The organism is Micromonospora sonchi (genome assembly GCF_014646235.1).
In the GTDB taxonomy this organism is placed as follows: Bacteria; Actinomycetota; Actinomycetes; order Mycobacteriales; family Micromonosporaceae; genus Micromonospora; species Micromonospora sonchi.
Genome location: NZ_BMNB01000029.1, coordinates 25,988 through 45,606 on the forward strand (window position 1 = coordinate 25,988; position 19,619 = coordinate 45,606).

Genomic DNA, 19,619 nt, shown 5'->3' on the forward strand with positions numbered 1-19,619 from the left:
TTTCCCCTCAGTTGTGCTCTCGTGGTCGGGCGAACAAGGGCTCGGTGAGGTCCGGGGCGGCATGTTCGACTTCCGGTCGGCGTCCGGCCTCGATCAGGGCCACCGCCAGTAGGTGGGCATGCTCGGCTCCCTCGCCACCGACGATCGCCCGCAACGCCGGGACGAGCACGGGACCGTCGATGCGGTGTGGGTGCTTTCGGATCAGGTCCGCGGCGAGCCCGGCGCCGTACCAGTCGTCCGTGGCCCTCGACGCAACCAGGCAATCAATCGCACTGGCCGTCGCGCGCGGAGTCATGCCCGCTTCGTCGATCAACTCATGGACCATCGCGCACACCTCTCTTGGCGGCAGACGGTGTGCGGCGGCGCGCATCGTGGCCAGCACCATCTCCGTGGCGTCCGCCACGGCCGACGTAGTCCCTCCCTCGAATGAGGCCAGGTCCGCCACGGCGGAGGAAGCGTCGTGGCAGGCCGCGATCAGTTCCGCTGCGGGGACGTGCAGCGAGACCGCCAGCCACATCCGGATGAGGCAGTGCGCGGCCGACCTGTGCTTGCTGTCGTCCGCCGCCGTGAACTGGGTCAACGCTGCGGGTATCCGACGGATCAACGGTTCCAGGGCGTGCAGCAGGGTGTCGTCGCTCATGTGGTTGCTCAGATGCATGGACCTGAGCGCGAGCGGTAACTCGAAGGCGGCCTTGAAGGGCAGGTCGCCGCCCTCACCGGGTTCCAGCCTGTTGATCCAGTAGACGTCCGTCGGGTCGCAGCCGGCCGTCCAGTCGGGTGCGTGTTCGAGGACGATGTCGCGGCGGCCGTCCTGCCAGGTGCGGGTGACCTTGAGGAGCTTCATGGTATCCATCCACATGCCGCTGGGAACGGCGGCCTGCCACTGCAGAGCCGAGTTACGCAGCCAGGCCGCCGGGTCGCCGGCCCGGGTGAACAGGTCCGACGCGCGCAGTCTGCCGCCGCAGGCCAGGGTCAGCAGGAGGAGATTGAACGAGTAGGTGGCCATCCAGTGGTCGATGCGCTTGTCGACCGGGCGGTAGCGGCTTTCGGCGTACTGCGGGCGGGTCACGGCCTGGGCGGTGCGGCCGGTCAGCCAAGCGCGGATGCGGTCGCGGTCGGGGCCGTCGAGTAGCCCGGCGATGAACGGCAGGACGGTGGCGCGGGCGGTCAGCGGCGTGAAGCCGAGCAGGCAGCGCAGCAGGTCGTCGTCGTTCGACGGGCTCAGGCGCAGGGCCAGCGTGCGCGCCGACTCGCGCGCCTCGGTGTCGCGGACGGCCTGCACGATGAGCCGGGACACGAGGTATTCGCCGAAGGTCGCGTGCAGGAACTCGTACGTCTGCCGGGTCTGGTCCTCCTGAACGGCCTGGGCACGTTGGATGAAGAAGAACCGGCCGATCATCTCCTGGCCGGCGGTGAGCGGGCTGCGGAACGCCTCGGCGCGGCCCGGGCGTGACGGGCTGATGCCGAGGCTGGCGAGGTCGTCGTCGAGTTCGCGCTCGGTGGCCCACAGTCGCAGGCGGTGGAACATCGCGAAGGCGACCACCGACAGGCGCAGCAGCTCCTGCTCGACCAGCCCCGATATGGCCGAATCGGGCTGTCCCGCGTGTACCCGGCGCACCTCACGCTCGGCGAACGAGGCCAGCAACCGCTCGTAGAGCTGACCGGCGTCGAGGCCCGAGGCATCGTCCTGCAGAGCGTGGCCGGTGCTGTCGTAGAGGGCGAGCATGAGCAGCAGCAACGGTTGTTCGGCGAGATTGCGAAAACGGAGGACCACCTCCGGCACCAGGGGTTTGACGAGCGGATTGGTCTCGTTCCAGATGGTCAGCCAGCGAGCGATCCGGGTGTCGTCGAACGGCTCGAGGCGTACGGCGAGAGCGCCGGCCGGCAGGCGGGCGCGGTCCGCGACGGCGATCCGGCTGGTGACCATCACCGCGACCGGGCGACCCAGTGCTGCCTCCCGCTGCTGGAACCTGGCGACCCGATGCAGGTAGTCGGACTGATGAAGGCCGGTGGCCTGTAGGAGTTCGTCGAAGCCGTCGAGCAGGATGACCGACAGGGCGCCGTCGGCGTCGCGGCAGAGTTCAACCCAGGACACCGTCTCGCCGATCGCGAGGCGCAGGGCCCGTTCGATCTGGTCCTGGATCTCCGCCTCGGCGGGCACCTCGCGTAGCGGGACCCGGCAGACGAAGAAGTCGCCGGCCGGCAGGCGGGCGGCGAGGATCCGGGTCAGCGAGGACTTCCCGGCGCCCGGCTGGCCGAGCAGCAGCATCGGAGCCTCGGTGGCCTGGGTCGTGGTCAGGTGGGCGGCGAGGAAGCCGGCGAAGTCGTCGCGAACCTCGGCGCCGGCCCACCACTGGTCGTCGGCGGGACGGGCGCCCGGATCGGCCGCCCGGACCCGAAAGCGCGGATCGAGGTAGACGTTTCCGAGCGCCGGCAGGTGCAGTTTCCCCGGGTCGCCGTCGAGGACGGGACGGTCGAGCTCGGCGCGATAGGCGTGGGCCAGCGCGGCCCGGTGCCGGCCCGGGTCGCGGCCCGAGCCGGCCCGCAGCAGCAGCGCCTCGAGACGTTCCAGGCCGCGGGTGGTGGCGCGCGCCTCGAGGCGATCAGCCCAGAGCGCGAACTCGGGGATCTCCTCGGCGAGGCGGCGATGGATCTCGTCGTAGCGGGTGACGGCCGCATCGGGCAGCCGTCGGTCGAGCAGGTCGGCCAGGGTGCGGCGGGCACGCTCGTCGGCCCGGTCCCAGACGGCCAGCCCGGTGAGATGGCGGCCCATTCGTGCCGCCTGATCGGCGAACCAGCCCTTCAGCGCGGTCAGGAGGCTCGCGTACGGGAGGTCGGGCGCTGGCAGCGGGACGGGCGCACGCAGGAAGTGCTCGACCAGCGTGCCCTCGCCTCGGCCGGCGGCGAATTCGATCTGGTCGTCCCGGGTGAAGTCGGGCCTGCGTATGCCCGCCGTGGTCAGACACTCGTCGAGCTCTTCGAAGAACGCGGTGATCACCAGGACGGCGTGCGCGGCCTGGAGCCGCTCGCTGCGGTCGTGGCGCCCCAGCCCGCGTACGGCATCACTGATCTTGGCAGTGACCAGGTTGCCGAGCCGAATCACCTCGGCCTTGGCGTCGAAGAGGCTGATCGCGAGATCGCTGCCGCCCGCGGTCGCCACGGTGAGCGCGCCGCCGAGCAGATTGTCGACGGCCTTCGCGAGCGGCCCGCGGCCACCCAGGATCCTGACGGCGTCGGCATAGGACAGACAATGCGGCATCGCTACATGATGGCGCAGCCGCGGCCGTTCACGGCCGGGCGGAAGTCAACCGGGTCGCCTGCTCTTCCTGGACGTGACGAGCAACGCGCAGAAAGTCGAGGATGATGGCGAGCTGCTCAGTGGTGTATCCGGCCAGAGCCTTGGCGCCGGCGACACCAACCGGAGCGTAGACGTCCTGCTCGACTTCGCGCGCCGTGTCGGTTGCGGCGACGAGGATGCGCCTCCGGTTGTGAGGATCTTGAATTCGGCCAGCCAAGCGGGCTCGCTCCAGCCGGTCTATGACCGTGGTGGTGGCGGCAGGGCTGAGCTTCAGCGCAGCGCTCAGTTGGCCCGCCGACAGGGGAGTGCTGCCCGCCAGCAGGAGATCCAGCGCCCGTAGGTCCGTGCGGTTGAGCTTGAGCGCTGTGGCAGCGGCCTCGTCGAACGCGTCGAAGCTCTGCTGCAACAGGCGCAGGCTGGTCGCCACCTCGCGCACCAACTCATCTTTCGACACTCGAAACCTCCTGTTATCGTAAAGTCCGACGATCTAAGTCTACGGGCGAGGGAGTACCGATGACCACCGACGACCACGCGATCGCGGCGCTGTTCGACCGGCTGATGCAGGCATGGACCGACAACGACGCAGCCGCGTACGCCGCCTGCTTCACCGAGGACTCTGACTACGTCTCCTACGACGGCACCCGGGCAATCGGCAAGTTGCCCATGCAGCACGCCCACGACCAGCTCTTCCGCGGTGTACTCGCCGGATCCGCACTGGTCGGCGGTATCGAGTCGATTCGCTACGTCCACCACGACGTCGCCGTCATTCACGGCACCGCATCGGTCCTGATGCCCTGGCGTTCTACGCTGCCCAAGCGACGGCTGTCACGGCAGACTCTTGTCGCGGTGCGCGCCGAGGACGGATGGCGGTTCACCGCGCTGCACAACGGCCGAGTACGACCTGTCGGCATCCCGGACCCCGATTCCCTGCCCTCCCGCATGGCCCAGGCCATGGGCCGCCTCGCCAACAGACTCGGTATCGGCCGGCGCGCCGCGATGAGCTGAGATCAGCAGGCAGCTGAAGGTGACGCTTCAGGACCTCAGGTAGGTGACGACGGCGAGGACGCGCCGGTTGGTATCACGATCGGTGACCAGGCCCAGCTTGGCGAAGATCGACGCGACGTACTTCTCCACCGAGCTCTCGGAGAGGTGCAGCGTAGCGGCGATCGACTCGTTCGACCGGCCTTCGGCCATCCCGGCGAGCACGTCGCGTTCACGGTCCGTCAGGGCCGCGAGGCGATCGGCCCGGCGGCTTCGGCCGAGTAGTTGCCGGACCACCTCGGGGTCAAGGACGGTGCCGCCGGCGGCGACTCGCTCGACCGCGTCGAGGAAGTCGCCGATGTCGGCCACCCGGTCCTTCAGCAGGTAGCCGAGCCTGCCGTGCGAGTCGGCGAGCAGCCCGTCGGTGTATCGCTCGGCCACGTACTGGGACAGCAGCAGGATCCCGACATCCGGTTTCGACGCCCGGATGGTCAGCGCGGCCTGCATGCCTTCATCGGTGAACGTGGGCGGCATCCGAATGTCGACGACGGCGAGGTCGGGGTCATACAGGTCGACCGCGTCGAGTAGTGCGTCGGCGGTGGCGACGGCGGCCACGACGGTGTGGCCGGTGTCGGTGAGCAGCCGCCGTAGTCCGTCCCGGAGCAGTGCGGCGTCCTCCGCGATCACGATGCGCACGGCAGCTCCACGGTGATGGTCGTCGGCCCACCGGCCGGGCTGTCGAGTTCGAGCCGGCCGCCGAGGCTTTCCACCCGGTCGACCAGGCCGGCGAGCCCACCGTTCTCGGTGATGGCTGCGCCACCGACACCCTCGTCGCGAACCTGAAGCCGCAAGGCTGCCGCCTCGCGGACGACGACGACGTGGATCCGCTCGGTACGGCTGTGCTTTGCCGCGTTGGCGAGCAGCTCGCCGACGCAGAAATAGATCGTCGACTCGACCACGAGGGACGGGCGTCGCGGGACGTCGAGGTCGAGGACAACCGGGATCGGGCAACGTGCGGCGAGCAGCGGCAGCGCGCCGTCGAGCCCCAGATCGGTCAGCACCGCAGGGTAGATGCCGCGGGCGAGATCTCGCAGCTCCGCGAGCGCCTGCTTGGCCTGTTCGTGGGCGGCGGTGACGTGACGCGCCACCGCCCGTGGGTCACCGCCGCCGTCGAGCTCCCGCCGAGCCCGCCCCAGCTCCATGGCCACGGACACCATCTGCACCTGCGCGCCGTCGTGGAGATCACGCTCGATGCGCCGCAGATGCGCCCCGGCCTGTTCCACCGCCTGGTCGCGGCGGCGCTCCAGCACCCGAGCCAGGTCAGGGCCGGCGGCCGGCCGCAGCATCCATCGCAACCGTAGCCGGTCGAGTGCGGCCAGACCCCGAACGATCCAGGCCGCGGCAACCAGGCCCGCGATCCCCATCAGGCCGACGAGCAACGGGTATGGCCAGACGTCCGGATGCCACCGGACTCCGGCGAACTCGAGCCCGTCCCAGCCGGGCGGGGTGTACCGGAACCACACCGGGTAGGTGGTTGCTGCGGCGGGCAGCGCCCAGACGAGGACGGTGGCGTACGCCATCGCGATCGCCAGCGGCCCGCCGGGTAGCAGGAACGCCAGGATGCGCCAACCGATGGCGTCGGTGAGCCCGTCGCGTACCCAGCCGACGATGCCGGGCGACCGTCGCCGCACGGCAGCCGGCAACGGCAGATCAAGGCGCAGCAGCACCCGCGCTCGCCAACGCTCGAGCCATGCCGCGAGCCTTGCGCCGCGTACGAACATCGCGAGCAGGGCGAGACCCACGATTGTGAGACCGGCAACCGCCGCGTAGCCGGTCAGGCCAACGTAAGCGATCATCGACGCGCCGACCGGAGCGCCCAGCAGAAGATGGGCGCTGTACCGCCAGGTGTCGAACCGGACGGGCGCCAGTAGTGCCCCGACCAGGCGTGTGCTGGTGGAGCGTGCGCTGGCCGGCGGAGTGTTCAGCGAGGGTGTCATCAGCGCTCCTCAGTCAACCAGGTGGGGGCTCGCTCGGCGCTCACCACTCGAGGCTCGCCAGCGGGCGAGCACCAGCACACCGACGGCCACCACGGCCAGGGCAAGGAAGTTCACCAGGCCGGCGTCGACATTGCCGGTGCCGCCGACGGCCCAACCCGGTCCGGTCAACCGCAGATGAAGCAACGCGTCGCCGTGGTCCGACTCAGTCGCCGTGCCGACGCCCAACAGGTAGTCCTGCGCCCAGTTCCAGCCGCCATGGATTCCGATGGCTGCCCAGAGCGTGCCGGTGGAGACCCGCACGGCGGTGAGCAGACATGCAAACAGCATGAACTCGGCCATCCCGGCGACGAAGTACCCGATCGAGGTGACACCGCCGAACAGGTGCAGCAGCGCGAAGACGGCAGCAGCGACCAGCGCCGCGATGGGCACAGGCATCCGCTCGGCCAGGTTGGCGAACACGTATCCCCGGAACGCGACCTCCTCGACCGCCGCCCGCACCATCACGAGCAGAGCTCCGACGACGACGGTGAGCGTGGCGGGAAGCGCCCCCCGGGCGGTGACCGACCACCCGGTGACCTGCGCCCAGCCGGCGGCCATCTCGATGCCGAACCAGGCGGCGATCGCCGCGACCCCGACGACGAATCCGGCGGCAAGGCCGATCAGCTCCCGCCGTCCGGGCCGCGACATCCCGATGTCGCCCCACGGCCGCCGGTCGAGATACCGACGGAAGACATACGTGACGAGCATCGCGGTGGCGAACGCGGCAACCGTCGCCAGGACCACAATCGACGCCGTGGCACCGGAGCCGACGATCCCGTAGGTGACCACCGCCGCAGCGGCGAGCACCGTCACCACGTAGACAGCGAGCCGGAGAGGAAGACGCAGCCGGTGCTCCGAATCGGTCAACAATCGCATGCGTACGACGCTAAGAAGCGGGGCCGACGAACAGTACCCGGCTGCCCACCAGAACCCGTTGTGGCCAACCTCAAGGCGGAGACTCCGGCCCAGGCTGCCGGCCACCCGGACGATCAGAGATTCAGACTCCGTACCTGCTCGAAGTGGAACTCGCGGATGAAGCAGTCTCGCGGTTGACCAACCGCGAACACCACGCAGTCGATGACCGACTGCGCGGTGAGGTCGCTTTCCGCCCGCCGCGGCCCGTCCTGGACGAAGTCCGGTGGAAACAAGGAGATCACCCGGATTCCCTCTGGCCGCAGCCGGTACGACAGGATCTCGGCGAGCCCCGCGTGGGCATGCTTGGCCGCGTAGAACGCGGGATGGGCGTCGGATCGGCGGTGCCCCACCTCGCCGCAAGTGGAGATCATGTTGACGACGTCGGGCCGCGACGAAGCACGCAGCAGCGGTAATAGATGCTTGGTCAGCAGTACGGTGCCGGTCCCACCTGCGGCCAGCACACTTTCGATCGTGTCGTCCGAGGCATCCGCCAGGTCGTCACCTTCGATGTACGCGGCACCGTTGTTGATCAGCACGTCGAGGTGACTCGTCCGGTCGGCCACGGCCGCGGCGAACCCACGCACCGAATCCGGTGCGGCGAGGTCGCAGCGAAACGCAACAGCGCGACCCGGTCCCCGCTGGCTGATCGCATCCGCGACCCGTCCGGCCGCCACCGGATCGCGGGCCGAGAGGAAGACGCGTGCGCCGCGTTCGGCGAACGCCTCGGCCAGGAGTCGACCCGTGCCACGTGCCGCGCCGGTGATGGCGACGCGCAACCCGTCAAGATCCATGGCCGACAGTGAAGCACCTGAACTCCGGTTGAGGTCAACCGGAACCTGCCAAGGCCGGGCATCCATTCCTCGGCGAGGTGACCCGAAGGTTGTCGTGTCGGGTTCGGGGCCTGTCGAGTTGAGAGCGGGAATGGATCGCGGTGATCGGCGGCAGTTGGGTGGGTGTGCGTCTTGACGGTGGCCGGGCCGAACGCTCGGCTGGCGGGTCGTGATAGCGCAAACGGGTCAGCTCGACAGCAGCCGACAACGACATCATCTGGGCCCGGGGCCCGGGGCCCGGGGCCCGGGGCTCGGTGTGGCGTGGGCATCAGCGTTTGTCCGGGTGGTTGCGCCGGCGCCGGCGCCGGCGGTCGATGGCTAGCGTCTGCGTGCTGGCCCCGTTCTGGGCGCAACTGCTCGTCCGCTAAAAAGTTGGAGCGGAGTTCCCTCCGTGGCGGCCGCCTCGGCGTCTGTGTAGGTGAGGGGGCGATCCGTTGATGAATGAGGACCGGACTCGGGCCGGTTTCGCCGAGTTCGTACGGGCGGAGAACGCCGCGTCGACCCGGTTCGCGTACCTGCTCACCGGCGATCGGCAGCACGCCGAGGATCTGGTCCAGGTGGCCCTGGCCCGGGTCGCGGTCCGGTGGGAGCGGCTCGACGACCCTGGTGCGTACCTGCGCCGGGTGCTGTACACCCAGGCGGCCAGCTGGTGGCGGTGGCGGCGGGCGCGGCCGCCGGAACAGCTTGACGGGTTCGTGCCGGACCGCCCGGCAGGCCCCGGCGATGATGTCGACCTACGGATGGTGCTCCAGGCGGCGCTGGCCCGGTTGACCGTGCGGCAGCGGGCGGTGCTGGTGTTGCGCTACTACGAGGACCGCACGGAGGCCGAGACCGCCAAGCTGCTCGGCAGCCGAATCGGCACGGTCAAGAGCCAGACCCGGCACGCCCTCGGCCGGCTGCGCAGCCTCGCCCCCGAGCTGGCCGAGTTCGTCGGTCGGACCCCACAGGAGGTGACCAGATGACCAGCCGACTCAGCGAGGCGCTGCGCGGCCTCGCCGACGGCGTGCCGGCGGCCGCCGTACCCGAGGAGCTCTTCGACCGGGCGCGGGCCCGGCACCGACGCCGCCGGGCCGCCGCAGCCGGTGCGCTCGCCGTCGTGATGCTGCTGCTGGGCGCGGGGTACGCGCTACGCGCGGGGTCCGTCCGGTGGCCCACGGCGGCCGACTCCACCGCTCCCGGTCTGCCCACCCGGTTGGTCGATCCGCCGCTGCGCACCGCGAGCGTGGGGCAGTCGGCACCCGGTGCGGCGGCGATGCTTTTCGGCGGCCCGGCGGTGCGCGACGGCTGGAACGAGAACCGGATGGGGGTGGTGGCCGGGGATGCCGACCGCTACCGTGTCCTCGCGCCTGCGGAGCGCCAAACCGCCGGGTTCGAGGCTCTGCTCTCCCCAGACGGGCGGTACGTCTGGGCCGGCGGGTTGCTGTACGACCTGACGTCCGGCCGGTCCACCCGGGCTGGCATGGACGGCTATCCGCTCGCCTTCGCGCCCGGCGGCAAGCGCCTCGCCTACGCCGACCACGAGACTTTCACCCCGCCGAACACCTACGCCACTCCCTACGTCGGGCTGTACGACCGGGACCGTCACACGGACGTGTTGCGGATGCGGGTGGGCGTCGCCTGGGTGCCACCCGGACGGGCAGCGGTCTCACCAGACGGCGCTGAGCTGGCGGTGCAGGTGCGCGACGAGGTGTGGTTGGCCCGAGTCGCCGACGCGGACCCCGACGGCACCGCCGGGCCGTATCGCAAACTGCCGCTGAACGGCGGCCGGTTGCCCGGGGCCGGGGCCTGGCTGCCGGACGGGCGGTCAGTAGCCACCCTGACCCGGTCGACCTGCACAGACTGCCCGGTGCCGTCGTACCCGCGTACCTGGCGGCTGGAGACCCACACCGTGGCCGACGGCGCGATGGTACCCGGGCCGGCCTTCCCCGACCTGCGTTCCGCCACGTACGTTCATCTCGTCGGGTGGCGCTCGGCGGACGAGGCGGTCGCGCTGGTCGGCGTGCCCGGCCCGGCGGCGGTGGATCGCCCGGAAACCCACGACATCGCTACCAGCCCACACCAGGAGCACGGCACGGCGTCGGTCCAACTGGTGCTGCTGCGTCGAGGTGCCGCCTCACCCGATGTGCTCTTCCGCACCCCGGCCGGGATCACCGAACTGACGGTCGCAGCCAGCCTCGCCATCGACGGCGCCGTACGCGAGTCCGGCAGCCCCGACTTCGGCCCACCACCGATCTGGCTTGTCGCGGCAGCAGCGATCCTCATCGCAAGCGCGGGCGCCGCACTGCAATCACTCGTGGGATACCTGCGCCGCAGAAGACATCGAGAAGCCGACGGCCGTAGGCGCGCCGGAAGCGACAGCTCCGCCTAGATGACACCGATGCCCGGCATCCTCGCATATCGATGATCTTCGGGGGATTTCGCCCTCTGACGTGGCGGATGCGCAGCCCAGGATCGCTGAGACGAGGAACCCCCGCATCATCGCCGAGTTCTGCGCCCATACTCTATACCGAGGCCATGGTCCACAACGGCGTGGGCGACTGCCATGGGGCCGTCTGATTTCCCTTGGCACGAGTTCGCTTGATCAGCATGCCTGGAGGACTTTTGCGCACACCTGAGAAGTTTCAGCCTTTTTTGACCAGTGTGATCCGACGGAACCCGGGCGAGGACGAGTTCCACCAAGCCGTGCGCGAGGTGCTGGGCAGCATCCACCCGGTGCTCGTCAAGCATCCGGAGTACGCCGAGGCGAAGATCATCAAGCGGATCTGCGAACCGGAGCGGCAGATCATCTTCCGGGTGCCGTGGGAGGACGACCGGGGCGAGGTGCACGTCAACCGCGGCTTCCGCGTGGAGTTCAACAGCGCCCTGGGGCCGTACAAGGGGGGCCTGCGGTTCCACCCGTCGGTCTACCTGGGCATCGTGAAGTTCCTCGGCTTCGAACAGGTCTTCAAGAACGCCCTGACCGGTCTGCCGATCGGCGGCGGCAAGGGCGGCTCGGACTTCGACCCCAAGGGCCGCTCGGATCGCGAGGTGATGCGCTTCTGCCAGAGCTTCATGACCGAGCTGTACCGGCACATCGGCGAGTACACCGACGTGCCGGCCGGTGACGTCGGCGTGGGCGGCCGCGAGATCGGCTACCTGTTCGGCCAGTACAAGCGCATCACCAACCGGTACGAATCCGGGGTGCTGACCGGCAAGGGGCTGGCGTACGGCGGCGCCCAGGTACGCCGGGAGGCCACCGGGTACGGCTGTGTGTTCTTCGCCGACGAGATGCTGCGCGCCGCCGGAAACGGGCTGGACGGCAAGCGGGTGGTGGTCTCCGGGTCCGGCAATGTCGCGATCTACGCCATCGAGAAGATCCAGCAACTCGGTGGCATCGCGGTGGCCTGCTCGGACTCCTCCGGCTACGTGGTGGATGAGAAGGGCATCGACATCGACGTTCTCAAGCAGCTCAAGGAGACGCAGCGCGGCCGGATCCGGGATTACACCGAGGCGCGACGACACGCGACCTTCGTGCCCCACCGCCGGGTGTGGGAGGTGCCCTGCGAGGTCGCGATACCGTGCGCCACGCAGAACGAGATCAGCGGCGAGGATGCCGCGACCCTCGTGGCGAACGGCGTCATCGCGGTGGTCGAAGGCGCGAACATGCCGACGACGCCCGAGGGCATCAGGATCTTCACCGAGGCTGGGGTGCGCTTCGCGCCGGGCAAGGCCGCCAACGCCGGCGGCGTGGCCGCCAGCGCCTTGGAGATGCAGCAGAACGCCACCCGGGACTCCTGGACGTTCACCTACTCAGAACAGCGACTCCAGCAGATCATGCAGGACATCCACACCCGTTGCTTCGAGACCGCGGAGGAGTACGGGATGCCGGGCAACTACGTCGCCGGGGCGAACATCGACGGCTTCCGCCGGGTCGCCGAAGCCATGCTCGCCCAGGGACTCATCTGAGAACTCTCGACCAGCATGTAGTCACGCAGTGTCAGGCACCGCCGGGACACCCCTGAACCGCGCGGCGCCTGCTCGCGTCCGACCTCACGGTCCCACGGGCCGTGAGGTCGGACCGGTTACCCAGGTACCTCAGTCGTTCCGGGCCGTCTCCGGTCCGGTGATCCGGTTCAGCAGCGGCAGCGCGGAGGCGATGATGCCCAGCGACACCGCCAGGCCGCCGCCGACCATGAGGTAGAACGACAGAGGCGGCGAAAGCAGCGTGTAGTCCAGTTGCGAGCGCAGGAAGAGATGCGCCGCCAGGAAACCCATCCCGATCGCCACCGTGGCGACGGCCAGCAGCGGCACGACGGTCTCCAGCGCGACCACCCGACGCAGGGTACGCAGCCGCATCCCGGTGAGCCGCAGCATGCTGAACGGCCGCTTCCGGTCGCTCAGCCCGCCGGCCACGCCCACCGCGAGGCTGCAACCCGCGATCGGCAGGCTGGCCAGCATGATGACGTTGGCCAACTGCTGGAACTGGATCAGCTGCCGCGCGGAGGCCGCCTCCCACTCGCCGACGCTTGCCGGGAAGCGCTCCTGCGGAAATGCGTTGATCAGCATTGTTCGGGCCTCCTCGAACGCAGAGCGGCTGGTCGTGTCGACGACCACCGACAGGATCGGTTGCCGGTCGACCTCCGTGGCGGCGAGGCTGGCGTCCTCCCATACGTACGTGTCGCTGGTCAGGTCGAGCGCGCGCATGCCGATGAGGTTGCTGGCCACGGCCGCCACCTCGGCCCCGGCGCGGCAGTTGCCGAACACCGCGAGGCGGTCCAGTTCGGCGCACGTGATGAGGCCGTGCCACCCGTTGGGGTCGGGATTGCGGTGCACCAGGGTCACACTGCGCACCCCGGCGATGTTCGCCAGCCCGGCCGGAACCTGGTCCGCGGTCGGTGCCGGGCCGTCCTCGGGCCAGAACGTCCTGGACAGCGAGGTGGCGGCCACCGAGTCGGTACGGGGCTCACCACGGTTGGCGGCGAACGTGGTGATCGTGCCGGTCGCCACGCTGGTCACGAAGAGCGCCACGATCAGCCCGCTCACCGAGCGGAACCCTGCCTGCGGGTTGTCCGCGAGCCGCCGGCTGGCGATGAGCGCGGCGGGCCGGCTCGCCCGCCCGGCCAGCACCCGGGCGCCGATCATGGTCAGCCAGGGTCCGGCCAGCACCAGCCCGGTCAGGATCAGGAGGAACCCGGAGAGGTACGCGGCCAACTGGCCATTGGTCGTGTCGGGGCGCCGACCGATGAAGTAGGCCAACTCGGCGAGCCCGACGACCAGCGGGAGCAGTCGCCAGGCACGCGGCGGCTTCGGGGCCACTCGACGGCTCACGCCCAGCGGCGAGATCTGCACCCGGCGCAGCGCCAGCCAGGATGCGACGACGGCGCCGATCGGGATGCCGAGGGCGACGAGCAGGACGTCGACGGCGGTGAGCGACAGGTCGGTGGCGAAGAACGGTTCCCCGGTGAACGGAATCGCGGCGAGCACCGGCCGGAACGCGAAGAACAGGCCGAGCCCGAATACGGTGCCCAGCAGGGCGGAACCGGCGGACTCCACGGCCGAGATGACGGAGACCTGTCGAGGCGTGGCGCCCACCAGGCGCATCGCGGCGAAGCGCTGCTCGCGGCGGGTCGCGGCCAGCCGGGTCGCGGTGCCGATGAAGATGAGCACCGGAAACAGCAACGCGACCGCGACGACGGACAACACGAGCGCCATGCCGTCACCGTTGATGCCGACGTAGCAGCCGTTGCAGCCGTCGCTCGGGGAGGCGACCATGATCTGGTCGACCTCCCGGGCTCCCAACTGTTCCAGCTCGGCAGGGGTGCGGCCGATGACGATCAGCAGCGACTCCGACGAGGGCAGCGCCGCCCGACCGATCGTCCCGATCTCGTGGCCGGGGAAGCGGTCGCCGAGTTCCGCGGCCGGGGTGGTCCGCAGCAATTCGCCGAGAGCGGGCGAGACGTAGAACTCGCCCGGCCCGGGCAGGCGCGGAATGCCCGGCGGGACGGGCGCGTGTGGGCCCAGTGCCGCGACCTCGACTCGACCGATGGACCGGCCCTGGTGGTAGTCCTCCCGGATCAACCACCACATCGCATCGGCCGACGGGTCGGTCGAGGCCGGGGCGACGGCGGTGTTGAGCCAGGCGTACCGCTGGTTCTGCGCGCCGACCGCGTTCATGCCTGCGAGCGACGCCAGGAGCATGCCAACGCCGAGCGCCACTGCGGTGGCGATGATGACGAGCCGGCTGACAGCCTCCCGGCCGCCGGCCAGCGACAGCCGTAGCGCGAACCGGATCATGAGTGCACCAGCGCGTTCACCTTGCCATCGCGCACGATGACCTGCCGGTCGGCGTACGCGGCGACGCGGGCCTCGTGGGTGACCAGGACGACGGTGGTGCCCTGCTCGCGCGCCGAGGCGACCAGGAGGTCCATCACCTGCTCGCCGGTCAGCGAGTCGAGTGCGCCGGTCGGCTCGTCGGCGAACAGTGCCCCGGGCCGAGCGACCAGGCCACGGGCCAGCGCGACCCGCTGCGCCTGCCCGCCGGACAACTCACCGGAGCGGCGTCGCTCCAGCCCGGCCAGGCCGAGCCGTTCGAACCAGGGCCGCGCCTTCCCGAGCGCGGCGGTCCGCTTGACGCCGCCGAGCAGCAGCGGCAGCGCGACGTTCTCCTCCGCGGTCAGCTCCGGCACCAACTGTCCGAACTGGAAAACGAACCCGAACTCGTCCCGGCGTAGGACGCTGCGCTGGTTCTCGCTCAGTGTGTCGATCCGGTGGTCGCCGAAGTGGATCTCGCCGGCGTCCGGGACGAGGATCCCGGCCAGGCAGTGCAGCAGAGTGGTCTTCCCGGAGCCGCTCGGGCCCATGATGGCGACGATCTCGCCCGGGGCCACCGAGATGCTGGCGCCCCGCAGTGCCGGGGTCTCGCCGAAGGACAGGTGAACATCGCGCGCCTCGATCGCCTTCACTTCCTCACCACCTTGCGGAGGGCGTCCAGCCGGGCGACCGTGGTGTCGATCCAGTGCAGGTCCGCCTCCAGGTGGAACAGGCCGTGGTCGGCCAGCAGGACGTCGACCAGTTCGCCGTTGCGCCGGAGTTCGGTGAGTTCTGTCATCCGCCGCAGGTGCGCGGCGCGCTGCCGGTCGAGGTACTCCTCGGCGGGCCGGCCGAGCATGAGCGCCAGCACGACTTTGGTGAACAGCACCGTCTGCAGGTTGGGCTCGGCCTCGACCGGCTCGGTCAGCCAGGACTCGACCTCGGTCGCGCCCCGTTCAGTGATGACGTAGCGCTTGCGTTCGGGGCCCTCGCCCGGCTCGACCTCGCCGACCACGATCTTGCCGTCCCGGGCGAGCCGGCCGAGGGTCGAGTAGACCTGGCCGAACGGCAGCGGCTTGCCCCGGCTGAAGAAGGTGTCGTAGTGCCGCTTGAGGTCGTAGCCGTGGCTGGGCTCACGGTCCAGCAGGCCGAGAAGGGTCATGGAAACACTCATGCCGAGACAGTACCCTGAGTGTATACATCGCGTATATACCCCCGGTGTGTGTTGCTGTTGCACGGTTGGGGACGCCTCAGGACATCGCTGGCGCGGCGGTCTTCCTCGCCTCCGACGAGGCGGCCTTCATCACCGGATCGTCACTGATGATCGACGGCGGGCAGCTCTGCATCGGATGACGAGGGTCGCGGGCCGGAGAAATCGCCGGCCTCGTGGCGCAGCTCGGCGAGGATGGTGACCAGGGCCGTGACGTTCTCCGGCGGCAGGCCGGGCGCGGCGAACACCCGGGTGTTGAGTTCCTCGGTCGCGGTGGCCGCCAGTTCCCGTCCCTTCGGAAGAAGTTCGACGAGCGTGGTGCGGCGGTCGGTGGGGTGTGGCGTACGCCGGACCAGGTCGGCGGACTCCAGGCGGTCGACGGCGTTGGTGACGCTGGTCGGGTGGACCTGCAGCCGCTTGCCGATCTTCGCCATCGGCAGGGAGCCCACGCGGCTGAAGTAGAGCAGCATGAGGACCTCGTAGCGGGCGAAGGTCACTCCGTAGGGACGGAGGACGGCCTCAACGCGGGCGAGGGCGATCTGCTGCGCGCGCATGAGCGAGGTCACCGCTGCCATCCCGTCGGCCGCGGCTGCCCAGCCGTGGGCCGCCCATTGGCGGCGTGCCTCGGCGATCGGGTCGAGGGAGAGGCGGTCATGGGCGGACACAGGGCCATCCTAGAGCGTGGCGCAGGGTGCATGGACATCGGATAGTTGCATGTCCTACTGTTTTCCCGGACGGCCTCATAGCCCACGCACGCGTCATGCGAACCGTCACGACCCCCGGCTTAGGAGTGCCATGAGTCAGCCGAATTCCTCCGCCCGGCCCCCGCTGCACGTGCCGGTGCATCCGGTGCGCTTCGTGACCGCGGCCAGTCTCTTCGACGGGCACGACGCGGCAATCACGATCATGCGGCGGTTGCTGCAGAGTCAGGGCGCCGAGGTCGTGCACCTCGGCCACGACCGCAGCGTGGAGGAGGTGGTGACGGCGGCGGTGCAGGAGGACGTGCAGGGGGTCGCCGTCTCGTCCTACCAGGGCGGCCACGTCGAGTACTTCAGCTACCTCGTGGAGCGCCTCGCCGAGCGCGGCGCCGGACACGTGCGTGTGTTCGGCGGCGGCGGCGGGACGATCGTGCCCGAGGAGATCGCGGGCCTGGCCGAGCGGGGTGTCCGGATCTTCAGCCCCCAGGACGGCCAGCGGCTGGGCCTGCCCGGCATGATCAACGAGCTGATCCGCGACTGCGACGTCGACCTCGCCGCCCGGCGGCCCGACGTGGAAGCCCTGCTGGCCGGCGACGACGCCGCGCTGGCGCGGGCGGTCACCGTGCTGGAGGCCGGTGCCGACGCCGAGCTGGCCGCCGCGGTGCGCTCCGCCGCGGCGTCGCGCACGGTCCCGGTGCTGGGCATCACCGGCACGGGCGGCTCCGGCAAGTCGTCGTTGACCGACGAACTGGTACGCCGGTTGCGCCGCGACGGTGAGGACAAGCTCCGGGTGGCGGTGCTGGCGGTCGACCCCACCCGTCGCCGGGGCGGGACGTTGCTGGGCGACCGGATCCGGATGAACAGCATCGCCCCGGATGTGGTGTTCTTCCGCTCGCTGGCGACCCGTACGCCGGGAGCGCAGGTGCCCGAGCACCTCGACGACATCCTGGCCGCCTGCAAGGCCGCCGGCTACGACCTGGTCATCGTCGAGACGCCCGGTATCGGCCAGGGCGACGCCGCGATCGTGCCGTACGCCGACGTGTCGCTGTACGTGATGACGCCGGAGTTCGGTGCGCCCAGCCAGCTCGAGAAGATCGACATGCTCGACCTGGCCGACGTGGTGGCCATCAACAAGTTCGAGCGCCGGGGAGCGGAGGACGCGCTGCGGGACGTCGCCCGGCAGCTGGTGCGCAACCGGGAACAGTTCGGCACGCCGTGGCAGGACATGCCGGTCTTCGGCACCAGCGCGGCACGGTTCGACGACGACGGCGTGACCGCGCTGTACCACCACCTCAAGCAGCTGCTCGGCCAGCGTGGACTCCGGGCCTTCGACGGTGTCCTGCCGCTGGCGAGCGGACGCACCTCCACCGGCCTCACCTCGGTGCTGCCGGCGGGCCGGGAACGCTACCTGGCCGACATCGCGCAGACCGTGCGCCGCTACCACGCCACGACGACCGAGCAGGTGGAGCTGGTCCGCCAGCGGCAGCATCTCGCCACCACGCGGGACCTGCTCGCGGCCGGGGCGGACGCGGCCGAGGCGTCGGTCGCCGCGCTGCTGGAGCGTACCGAGCAGGGCCTCGACGGTGACGTGCGCCGGTTGCTCGACCAGTGGCCGGCCGTCCGGGCCCGGTACGACGGCGACGAGCAGGTCTACACCGTCCGGGGCCGGGAGATCCGTACCCCGTTGACGCGCACGACGCTGTCGGGCACGAAGGTGCCCCGGGTGGCGCTGCCGCGCGAGGGCGACGACGGTGAGCTGCTGCGGTTCCTGCGTGACGAGAACCTGCCCGGCTACTTCCCGTTCACCGCCGGCGTGTTCCCGTTCAAGCGGACCGAGGAGGCACCAGCGCGGATGTTCGCCGGTGAGGGCGACGCCTTCCGCACCAACCGCCGGTTCCACCTGCTCAGCGCCGGCCAGCCGGCGACCCGCCTGTCCACGGCCTTCGACTCGGTGACCCTCTACGGCCGCGATCCCGATCGGCGCCCCGACATCCACGGCAAGATCGGCACCTCGGGCGTGTCGATCGCCACCGTCGACGACATGCGCGAGCTGTACGCCGGGTTCGACCTCTGCTCGCCCACCACCTCGGTGTCGATGACCATCAACGGTCCGGCGCCGGCGATCCTGGCGATGTTCTTCACCGCTGCGATCGAGCAGCAACTGGACCGGTTCCGCGAGGCCGAGGGGCGGGAGCCCGCCGCCGAGGAGACCGCCCAGATCCGGGCGCGGGCCCTGTCGACGGTACGCGGCACGGTGCAGGCCGACATCCTCAAGGAGGACCAGGGGCAGAACACCTGCATCTTCTCCACCGAGTTCGCCCTGCGCGCCATGGCGGACATCCAGGAGTGGTTCATCGCCCACCAGGTCCGCAACTTCTATTCGGTCAGCGTCAGCGGCTACCACATCGCCGAGGCCGGGGCGAACCCGATCAGCCAGTTGGCCTTCACCCTGGCCAACGGCTTCACCTTCGTCGAGGCGTACCTCGCCCGGGGGATGAACATCGACGACTTCGCGCCGAACCTGTCGTTCTTCTTCTCCAACGGCATGGACGCGGAGTACACCGTCATCGGCCGGGTCGCCCGCCGGATCTGGGCGGTCGCGATGCGCGACCGGTACGGCGCCGGGGAGCGCGCGCAGAAGCTGAAGTACCACGTGCAGACCTCCGGCCGGTCCCTGCACGCCCAGGAGATGGACTTCAACGACATCCGCACCACGCTGCAGGCCCTGTGCGCCATCTACGACAACGCCAACAGCCTGCACACCAACGCCTACGACGAGGCGGTCACCACCCCCACCGCGCAGTCGGTGCGCCGCGCTTTGGCCATCCAGATGATCATCGACGCCGAGTGGGGGCTCGCGGACACCGAGAACGCACTGCAGGGCTCCTACATCGTCGACCAGCTCACCGACCTGGTCGAGGAGGCGGTGCTCGCCGAATTCGACCGCATCGCCGACCGCGGTGGCGTGCTCGGCGCGATGGAGACCGGCTACCAGCGTGGCCGCATCCAGGACGAGTCGATGCTCTACGAACACCGCAAGCACGATGGGTCGCTGCCCATCATCGGCGTCAACACCTTCCTCGGCGATGACTCCGACGCCCCGGCCCAGGTCCTCGAGTTGGCCCGCGGCACCGACGAGGAGAAGCAGTCGCAACTGGACCGGCTCGCCGACTTCCAGGCCCGGCACGCGGCGCAGGCCCCGGCCGCGCTCGATCGGCTCAAGGCCGCCGCGACCAGCGGTGGCAACGTCTTCGAGGCGCTGATGGACGCCGTCCGCTACTGCTCGCTCGGGCAGATCAGCGAAGCGTTCTTCGAGGTCGGCGGCCAGTACCGCCGCAACGTCTGACGCAACTCGCCCGTGCC

Annotated in this window: 16 protein-coding genes; 6 read left to right on the forward strand and 10 right to left on the reverse strand. The window is 70.1% G+C overall.

Features of this window, described 5'->3' with window-relative positions; all coding sequences use genetic code 11:
* Nucleotides 1–7: 7 nt before the first annotated feature.
* Together IEY61_RS24485 and IEY61_RS24490 are read right to left on the reverse strand one after the other, a co-directional pair.
* Nucleotides 8–3,259: an NACHT domain-containing protein gene (locus tag IEY61_RS24485; RefSeq protein ID WP_189048309.1), complete on the reverse strand. Its 3,252-nt coding sequence runs from the start codon at nucleotides 3,257–3,259 to the stop codon at nucleotides 8–10.
* Nucleotides 3,260–3,287: 28 nt separating this feature from the next.
* Nucleotides 3,288–3,752, reverse strand: a complete 465-nt coding sequence (locus IEY61_RS24490) for a MarR family transcriptional regulator (protein WP_189048311.1) — start codon at nucleotides 3,750–3,752, stop codon at nucleotides 3,288–3,290.
* 59 nt (nucleotides 3,753–3,811) lie between these two features.
* On the opposite strand from IEY61_RS24490, the gene IEY61_RS24495 reads away from it, so the two are divergent.
* A complete protein-coding gene (locus tag IEY61_RS24495) occupies nucleotides 3,812–4,303 on the forward strand; it encodes an SgcJ/EcaC family oxidoreductase (RefSeq protein ID WP_189048313.1) in 492 nt (163 codons plus the stop codon).
* A 27-nt stretch (nucleotides 4,304–4,330) separates the two neighbouring features.
* Here IEY61_RS24495 and IEY61_RS24500 read toward each other — a convergent pair whose 3' ends face one another.
* The 4 genes from IEY61_RS24500 to IEY61_RS24515 all read right to left on the reverse strand — a co-directional run bounded on the left by IEY61_RS24500 (nucleotide 4,331) and on the right by IEY61_RS24515 (nucleotide 8,021).
* Nucleotides 4,331–4,975: a LuxR C-terminal-related transcriptional regulator gene (locus IEY61_RS24500; RefSeq protein ID WP_189048315.1), complete on the reverse strand. Its 645-nt coding sequence runs from the start codon at nucleotides 4,973–4,975 to the stop codon at nucleotides 4,331–4,333.
* Nucleotides 4,963–6,276: a sensor histidine kinase gene (locus tag IEY61_RS24505; RefSeq protein WP_189048317.1), complete on the reverse strand. Its 1,314-nt coding sequence runs from the start codon at nucleotides 6,274–6,276 to the stop codon at nucleotides 4,963–4,965. The genes IEY61_RS24500 and IEY61_RS24505 overlap by 13 nt, the downstream gene beginning before the upstream one ends.
* A 9-nt stretch (nucleotides 6,277–6,285) precedes the next feature.
* Entirely contained in the window at nucleotides 6,286–7,191 is a 906-nt protein-coding gene (locus IEY61_RS24510; RefSeq protein ID WP_189048319.1) for a CPBP family intramembrane glutamic endopeptidase, read from the reverse strand.
* 113 nt (nucleotides 7,192–7,304) lie between these two features.
* Nucleotides 7,305–8,021, reverse strand: coding sequence for an SDR family oxidoreductase (locus tag IEY61_RS24515; protein ID WP_189048321.1), 717 nt, complete (start codon nucleotides 8,019–8,021; stop codon nucleotides 7,305–7,307).
* Nucleotides 8,022–8,497: 476 nt separating this feature from the next.
* Between IEY61_RS24515 and IEY61_RS24520 the strand changes: the two genes are divergently transcribed.
* The 3 genes from IEY61_RS24520 (at nucleotide 8,498) to gdhA (ending at nucleotide 12,005) form a co-directional block, all read left to right on the forward strand.
* Entirely contained in the window at nucleotides 8,498–9,022 is a 525-nt protein-coding gene (locus tag IEY61_RS24520) for a SigE family RNA polymerase sigma factor (protein WP_189048323.1), read from the forward strand.
* Nucleotides 9,019–10,428, forward strand: coding sequence for a hypothetical protein (locus IEY61_RS24525; RefSeq protein WP_189048325.1), 1,410 nt, complete (start codon nucleotides 9,019–9,021; stop codon nucleotides 10,426–10,428). The genes IEY61_RS24520 and IEY61_RS24525 overlap by 4 nt, the downstream gene beginning before the upstream one ends.
* A gap of 218 nt (nucleotides 10,429–10,646) precedes the next feature.
* A complete protein-coding gene (gdhA, locus tag IEY61_RS24530; RefSeq protein ID WP_189048327.1) occupies nucleotides 10,647–12,005 on the forward strand; it encodes an NADP-specific glutamate dehydrogenase in 1,359 nt (452 codons plus the stop codon).
* 129 nt (nucleotides 12,006–12,134) lie between these two features.
* Here gdhA and IEY61_RS24535 read toward each other — a convergent pair whose 3' ends face one another.
* Genes IEY61_RS24535 through IEY61_RS24545 form a run of 3 tightly spaced genes read right to left on the reverse strand, consistent with a single transcriptional unit; the run spans nucleotide 12,135 to nucleotide 15,522 of the window.
* Complete coding sequence (locus tag IEY61_RS24535; RefSeq protein ID WP_189048329.1) at nucleotides 12,135–14,333, reverse strand: ABC transporter permease; 2,199 nt, start codon at nucleotides 14,331–14,333, stop codon at nucleotides 12,135–12,137.
* A complete protein-coding gene (locus IEY61_RS24540) occupies nucleotides 14,330–15,001 on the reverse strand; it encodes an ABC transporter ATP-binding protein (RefSeq protein WP_189048331.1) in 672 nt (223 codons plus the stop codon). The genes IEY61_RS24535 and IEY61_RS24540 overlap by 4 nt, the downstream gene beginning before the upstream one ends.
* Nucleotides 14,998–15,522 (reverse strand): PadR family transcriptional regulator, encoded by a 525-nt coding sequence (locus tag IEY61_RS24545; RefSeq protein WP_189048333.1) that lies wholly within the window; start codon nucleotides 15,520–15,522, stop codon nucleotides 14,998–15,000. The genes IEY61_RS24540 and IEY61_RS24545 overlap by 4 nt, the downstream gene beginning before the upstream one ends.
* Before the next feature lie 44 nt (nucleotides 15,523–15,566).
* Here IEY61_RS24545 and IEY61_RS31485 point away from each other — a divergent pair, with 44 nt between their 5' ends.
* On the forward strand, nucleotides 15,567–15,701 hold the full coding sequence (locus IEY61_RS31485) for an SDR family oxidoreductase (RefSeq protein WP_308424591.1): 135 nt from the start codon (nucleotides 15,567–15,569) through the stop codon (nucleotides 15,699–15,701).
* Here the strand turns inward: IEY61_RS31485 and IEY61_RS24555 are convergent.
* On the reverse strand, nucleotides 15,663–16,223 hold the full coding sequence (locus IEY61_RS24555; protein WP_189048336.1) for a MarR family transcriptional regulator: 561 nt from the start codon (nucleotides 16,221–16,223) through the stop codon (nucleotides 15,663–15,665). The two genes, IEY61_RS31485 and IEY61_RS24555, sit on opposite strands and share 39 nt — an antisense overlap.
* 130 nt (nucleotides 16,224–16,353) lie before the next feature.
* Here IEY61_RS24555 and icmF point away from each other — a divergent pair, with 130 nt between their 5' ends.
* Nucleotides 16,354–19,602 carry a fused isobutyryl-CoA mutase/GTPase IcmF gene (gene icmF / locus IEY61_RS24560; protein ID WP_189048338.1) on the forward strand — a complete coding sequence of 1,083 codons (3,249 nt, stop codon included), beginning with the start codon at nucleotides 16,354–16,356 and terminating at the stop codon, nucleotides 19,600–19,602.
* The last annotated feature ends 17 nt before the right edge of the window (nucleotides 19,603–19,619 follow it).